This is a genomic window from Eikenella sp. HMSC071B05 (assembly GCF_001811325.1).
GTDB lineage: Bacteria > Pseudomonadota > Gammaproteobacteria > Burkholderiales > Neisseriaceae > Eikenella > Eikenella corrodens.
In genome coordinates, this window is record NZ_KV804548.1 from 25,470 (window position 1) to 31,735 (window position 6,266).

5 protein-coding genes are annotated in these 6,266 nt (G+C 54.8%); 3 read left to right on the forward strand and 2 right to left on the reverse strand.

Translation table 11 applies throughout. The annotated features are described in order from the left end of the window. Positions 1-62: 62 nt before the first annotated feature. The 3 genes from HMPREF2796_RS05010 to HMPREF2796_RS05020 all read left to right on the forward strand — a co-directional run bounded on the left by HMPREF2796_RS05010 (position 63) and on the right by HMPREF2796_RS05020 (position 4,595). A complete protein-coding gene (locus tag HMPREF2796_RS05010) occupies positions 63-1,313 on the forward strand; it encodes a lipoprotein-releasing ABC transporter permease subunit (RefSeq protein WP_070631459.1) in 1,251 nt (416 codons plus the stop codon). Next, positions 1,306-1,986 carry a lipoprotein-releasing ABC transporter ATP-binding protein LolD gene (lolD, locus tag HMPREF2796_RS05015; RefSeq protein ID WP_070631461.1) on the forward strand — a complete coding sequence of 227 codons (681 nt, stop codon included), beginning with the start codon at positions 1,306-1,308 and terminating at the stop codon, positions 1,984-1,986. Before HMPREF2796_RS05010 ends, lolD begins: the two co-directional genes overlap by 8 nt. A 296-nt stretch (positions 1,987-2,282) precedes the next feature. After that, positions 2,283-4,595, forward strand: coding sequence for a TonB-dependent siderophore receptor (locus HMPREF2796_RS05020; protein ID WP_070631462.1), 2,313 nt, complete (start codon positions 2,283-2,285; stop codon positions 4,593-4,595). 116 nt (positions 4,596-4,711) lie between these two features. Here the strand turns inward: HMPREF2796_RS05020 and HMPREF2796_RS05025 are convergent, their stop codons facing one another. Both HMPREF2796_RS05025 and HMPREF2796_RS05030 read right to left on the reverse strand, forming a co-directional pair. Then, the gene (locus HMPREF2796_RS05025) at positions 4,712-5,515 is read right to left on the reverse strand and encodes a tetratricopeptide repeat protein (RefSeq protein WP_070631464.1); all 804 of its coding nucleotides are present in this window, start codon (positions 5,513-5,515) and stop codon (positions 4,712-4,714) included. Between the two features lie 47 nt (positions 5,516-5,562). Continuing rightward, positions 5,563-6,078 carry a CPCC family cysteine-rich protein gene (locus HMPREF2796_RS05030; RefSeq protein WP_083308650.1) on the reverse strand — a complete coding sequence of 172 codons (516 nt, stop codon included), beginning with the start codon at positions 6,076-6,078 and terminating at the stop codon, positions 5,563-5,565. Positions 6,079-6,266 lie beyond the last annotated feature (188 nt).

A 6,266-nucleotide genomic window follows, 5' to 3' on the forward strand; every position in this document is an offset into this window, starting at 1 on the left:
CTACCTGAAACCCTGCCCCATGATTGCAGCCTGTTTCGGCAGACTGCGGAGCCCATTCCACTATGCTTTCCTTAGAAACCTGGATCGGCCTGCGCTATATGCGCGCCAAAAAACGCAACGGGCTGATGTCTGTTATCAGCATCATCTCGATTTTCGGCATTGCCACCGGCGTAACCGCGCTGATTGTGGTACTTTCCGTCATGAACGGTTTTCAAAAAGAGATTCGCGGCCAACTGCTGCAAGTTACCCCGCATATGCAGATGAGCTATTTGCAAGCCGATCCAGGCGACACTTGGCAAGGCCTGGCCAAAATCGCTCAAGCCAACCCGCGCGTGCTGGGCGTGGCGCCCTATGTGAGCGGGCAGGCGCTGCTGGCTAATTCCGGCGAGGTTCAGGGCGTGCAGGTAAAGGGGATCGACCCGGCTGAAGAACCGAAAGTGTCGGAATACGGCGACAAGCTGCCCAACGAGCTGTATCAGCAGCTCAAACCCGGCCAGTTTGAAATGATTTTAGGCAAAGATATTGCCGACCGCTTAGGCGTGCAGCCGGGCGAAAAAGTTACTCTGATTTCGCCCGAAGGCAACGTTACACCGGTGGGCATGGTGCCGCGCATGAAGCAATTCACTGTGGCTTCCACCGTTTCCACCGGCATTTTTGCTGTAGATAACAGCTTGTCTATCATCCATATTGAAGACGCCAAAACCCTGTATCGCGCCGGCGATGGCGATGTCAGCATTCAGCTGCGCCTCTCGCAACCGGAAACCGCACCCGACGTGACCACCACTATTGTGCCCGCCGAGCAGCGCAACCGCATCGCCGCCTTCGACTGGACCTACCAAAACCGCGACTACTTCCAAGCCGTGGAAGTGGAGAAAAAGATGATGTTCGTCATCATGTTCTTCATCAGCCTTGTCGCCTCCATCAACCTGATTTCCACCCTCATCATGACCGTAACCGAAAAGCAGGCAGCCATTGCCATTTTGCGCACCCTCGGCCTGCCTCCGCGTGGCATCATGAAAATTTTCCTGGTGCAGGGCACGCTTTTGGGGGTGGTCGGTACCGCTATCGGCGTAGTGCTGGGCGTAACCGTGGCGCTGAACGTGGGCGCTATCGTTTCCGCCATCGAGCAAATGGCCGGCCGCAAGCTGGTTACTTCCGCCATCTATTTCATCGACTACATGCCTTCGCAAGTGAAGCTGTCCGACGTGCTGGCGATTGTTGCCATTTCCCTCGGCCTCTCCTTCGTGGCCACCCTGCTGCCCAGCTGGCGCGCATCCAAAACCCAACCCGCAGAGGCCTTGCGCTATGAATAAAGAAGCCGTTATCCAATGCCAAAACGTAGGCAAAACCTACGACGACGGCAGCCTCAAAGTGGAAGTGCTGCGTAATATCGATTTTCAGGTAGCCTCAGGCGAAGGCATCGGCATCATCGGCGCCTCCGGCAGCGGCAAATCCACCTTGCTGCACATTCTCGGCGGGCTGGACAAGCCCACCAGCGGCGAAGTAAAAATCCAAGGCCAGGGCTTAAACAGCCTCTCCCAAGTAGCCATCGGCCAGCTGCGTAATCGGCATCTTGGCTTTGTGTACCAATTCCACCATCTGCTGCCCGAGTTTTCCGCACTGGAAAACGTAATGATGCCGCTGTTGGTGGCACGCAAAAGTCGGGCTGAAGCGCAGGCAGCCGCTGCCGAAATTTTAGAAAAAGTCGGCCTGGGCAGCCGCATGACCCACCGCCCCGGCGAACTCTCCGGTGGCGAACGCCAACGTGCCGCCATCGCCCGCGCCCTGGTAACCAAGCCCGACTGCCTGCTGGCCGACGAGCCCACCGGCAACCTCGACCGTAAAAACGCCACCCACGCGCTGGAAATGATGCTGGAGCTCAAGCATGAGCTCGGCACCGCCCTCATCGTGGTTACCCACGACGAGCAGCTGGCCAAACGCTTCGACCGCGTGCTCACCATGGACGACGGCAGTTTGCGAGCTTGAGTTTATCCAACAGCTATCCAAGCCGCCCAGCGCACAACAAAGGCTACCTGAAAGCTCAAACTAGAAAGAGTTTGGCAATTTTCAGGTAGCCTTTGCCCATTTTGGAAAATGACGGCACAAACACTGCCCCGATAGCATTTCAGGTAGCCTGCAAAGCAATACTCCCTGTCCTAGGATTTCTTTTGCCTATGCCCTATGCTTTAGGACTACGCCGTTCTACCGATAAGTGTACTGCTCCTTCACCGATAAAATAAAAAGTTAATTTAATTTAATCTGTGAAAAGGAAAGGTGAAGAAATGAACTGTTTGGGATTCCGCATGAGTCTGATTGCCTCCATGCTGTTGGGCAGCCATGCCGTAGCGCTTGCCGATGAGGTTGAAGGATCTGCAGTGTTGGAAGATATCCATATTCAGGCGGTAAACCGCAGTACGCGTACCGAAAACCGCGATTCGTTCACCACCTCCGCCATGCGTACCACTACGGGTTTGGCTTTGTCGCCCAAGGAAACGCCGCAGTCGGTCAGCGTCATTACCAAAACCCAGATTGAAGGTCAGGGCATTACCCGTTTGGAAGACGCGCTGAAGGCTACTACGGGGGTTACCGTTGTGCGCGATTCCGACCGCTCGCGCTTTATGTCGCGCGGTTTCTATATCGACCAAATAGAAGAAGACGGCGTTTCTTCCGATGTTTCCAGCTATGTGGGCGAAACCATTCTCAATGCCGAGAGCCAGACCGATTTGTCGGTGTACGACCACATCGAAGTGGTGCGCGGTGCCACCGGTTTGACGCAGGCCAACGGCGAGCCGGGCGGAACCATCAATGCGGTACGCAAACGGCCGACTTCCGTAAGGCAGATACAGGGCAGCGTGAGTGCGGGGCGTTTCGACACTTACCGCGGCGAATTGGATGTTTCCGGCAGCCTAAACAGTAGCCGCACGGTGCGCGGCCGTCTGTCGGGTGCATGGGAAAAGGCAGGCTCTTTCATCGACCGCGTCAATAGCCGGCAAAACGTGGTGTACGGCGTGCTTGATTTCGATTTGGGCGAAAAGGCAGTGTGGACGGTGGGCAGCCTGTATCAAAACCGCCATGCGGTGCCGGATGTGTACGGCCTGCCTGCGGGCAGCGAGGATAATCCGCTGCATCTGCCGCGCAATGCTTATTCTGGTGCGCCGTGGAACAACAGCCGTTTCACCAAATTCAATTTATTTTCGGAGCTGCGGTACGATTTCAACGATAACTGGCGGGCTGTCGGCTTGGTCGATTATCGCCGCGACACGGCATTTCGCGAGTATGCCGCGCTCAGCAGCGGGCCGAGTTGGCAAAACAGCAGCGGCACCATTTGGGGCAGCGGCAACCGCCTTGCCGACAACAAAACCACGCAATGGACGGCGCAAGGCAAGCTGACCGGCCGCTTTGAGGCTTTAGGGCGGCAGCACGACGTGTTTGCCACATACAGCTACAACAAACGGCGTATCGATTCCGAAACCATGCAGCATTGGAATTTGTGGGCAGACCCGTCCGACTCTTGGAACCAGTTTTGCGCATCGCGCGGCTGGCCGAACTGGTGCGACCCTAACTTGAGCCGCGATTTCCCGCTGGAGCCGTTTGATGGTTCGGTTATCCCGCGCCCCGATTGGAGCAAACTGGCCGATCTGGATTACCGCTTCAACCCCATCCACCGACATACCGATGAGCATACCCGTTCCCATGCTGTCAGTGCCGGCATCCGCTTTAATCCGACCGACAAACTGCACCTGCTGGCCGGTTTCCGCTACACCCGTTGGCGTTATCGGCAAAACACCGATGACATTATCGACCCGGCCAACCCCGTCTCATTGGAAACACTGACCCGCCGCATCAACCGCAACCGCTTTGTGCCTTATCTGGGTATTACATGGGATGTAACGCCGCATCACAGCCTGTATGCCAGCTACACCTCGATTTTCAAACCGCAGCTCGAATATAAAGATGCCAGCGGCAATGATTTACCGCCCGTTATCGGCACCAACTACGAAATCGGCTGGAAATCCGCTTGGAACAACAACCGCCTGAACACGGCCGTCGCCTTGTTCCAAATCGACCAGAAAAACCGTGCCGTTTATGGCGGTGACGACGGCATGGGCAACGGCTACTATATCAACACCGGCCGCGTGGTCAGCCGAGGCTTGGATGCGGAAATTTCCGGTAATCTGACCGATAACTGGAAACTGTTTGCCGGCTACACCTACAACGACAGCAAATACCGCAACGGTGATGAACACAACGAAGACGGGCAAAGATTCAGTCAGCATACGCCGCGCAATATTTTCCGGCTTTACACCAACTATCGTTTGCCGGGTGCTGCCAACCGTTGGAGCATAGGTGTGGGTATGAGCACGCAAAGCCGTACCGGCAACCTGTATAACCAGCCTAATCTCAAGCAGGGCGGCTACACCTTGTGGCATGTCGATGTGCAATACGCGCCGACCGACCGAATCCGTTTGAGCCTGATTGGCAACAATCTTTCGGACAAGCGTTATTTTGAAAACAATGCCAACCGCAGCAACGGTGCCTATAACTTTTACGGCATGCCGCGCAATATCATGTTCAAATTGAACTGGCGGCTGTAATCCCCTTAAGCGGCAATCGGCAGGAGCAGGCCGGATGACAAAATCCTACCTGTACCTGCCGATTTTTTGTTTTCAGACGGCCTTCTACAAAAAGGCCGTCTGAAAACGGCCGGTGATTACTTATCCAACCGTTTCAATTGCTTGGCAGCATATTTGTTGCCTGCCTCGGCGGCACAGTGGTAGTAGTGGACGGCTTTTTTCAGACGGCCTGCGTCTTCATAGAGAACGCCGAGATTGGATAAGGCATGGATGCTGCCCGCGCGGGCAGCGAGTTTGTACCATTTTTTCGCCAAGCTTTTGCTGCGGCGTACGCCTTTGCCATTGTAGTAGAGGAAGCCTAGGTTGTTGCAGGCGGTGGCATCCGCCTGCAGGGCGGCGCGGGTGTACCATTTGCGGGCTTTGGCATGGTTTTTGTGCAGGCCTAGGCCTTTTTCGTATAGGTAGCCGAGGGCGCGTTGGGCATCGGCGTGGCCGTTTTTGGCGGCGCGGTGGTAGAGCCGGTAGGCCGTCTGAACGTCTTTTTTGCCGCCCAGGCCTTTTTCATATAAGTAACCGAGGCGGTAGGCGGCATCGGGGGCGTCACTGCTGCGTTGGGCAGCGGCGCGGGCGTACCACTTGCGGGCGCGGCGGTAGTCGGGTTTTTCGGCAAATTCGTACAGGCAGCCGAGAGCTTCCTGTGCTTCGGCGTGGCCGAGCTTGGCGGCACGGCGGTAATATTTTTCGGCTTTTGCGGGGTTTGGCTTGACGCCGTAGCCGTACTGGCGGGCGCGACCGAGGCCGAACCAGCCGTCGGGACAGCCTTTTCTGGCAAGTTGGCGGTAGGTGCGGTAGGCGGCGCGGGCTTCGGCAGGATCGGCGGTTAACGAAGCATAAAATAGGTATTCGAGCAGGGCGGCGCGGTAGAGGGATTTAGGTTTCATAATTTCTGCCTTTTGGGTGGTTTCAGACGGCTGCTGTGTAGAACCGTTTAAAAAATGTATTTGGCTTGCAGTGCGCTTTTTGAATGCTTTCCCAGGAAGTTTTCCCGATAGCGGCTGAGTGTGCCGCGGTTGATGGCGGAGTATTGCTCGCCGGCTGTACCGTCGTTTTCCCATTGGCAAATCGGGCAAACAGCGTAATCTGTTGGAGGACTGAGGGAATAAAACAAGCAGCAGGGGCAAGGGGATAAGGTTTGTTTTTCGTTGCCGCTTACTTGAAATTCATTTTGAGTATAACGTTTTAATTCTTCTGCTAGGTATTTGTTGTTGAATATTTTACATTTATCCGCCAACCCGATAAGGGCGATGGGCCGGAAGAAATCTGTGTATTCGGTTAGGCTTTCGGCTTCATGGTTGGCGAGAAAGGATTTTAATTCGTGAGCGAGGTCAAAGTCTTCAAACGAATCCCAATAATCCAAAACCAGATTGAGCTTTTGTTCGCCAGAGAGTTGGCCGATTTTGTGTTCGGCCAGTTGGTGCATGGCTTGTTCGCGGTCTATTACCATGTGGTCAATCGCTTTGAGGTGTTTGATACTAGATAAATAGCAGATAAGATTATAATTTTGTGGAAAATTGCGTTTTCAGGTAGCCTCAAGCACAGGCTACCTGAAAACGTTTGGAGGGCATTTGTTTTGCTACTGCCCTGATGCCGTTCGGGTTGATTTCTATAGTGGATTAAATTTAAATCAGGACA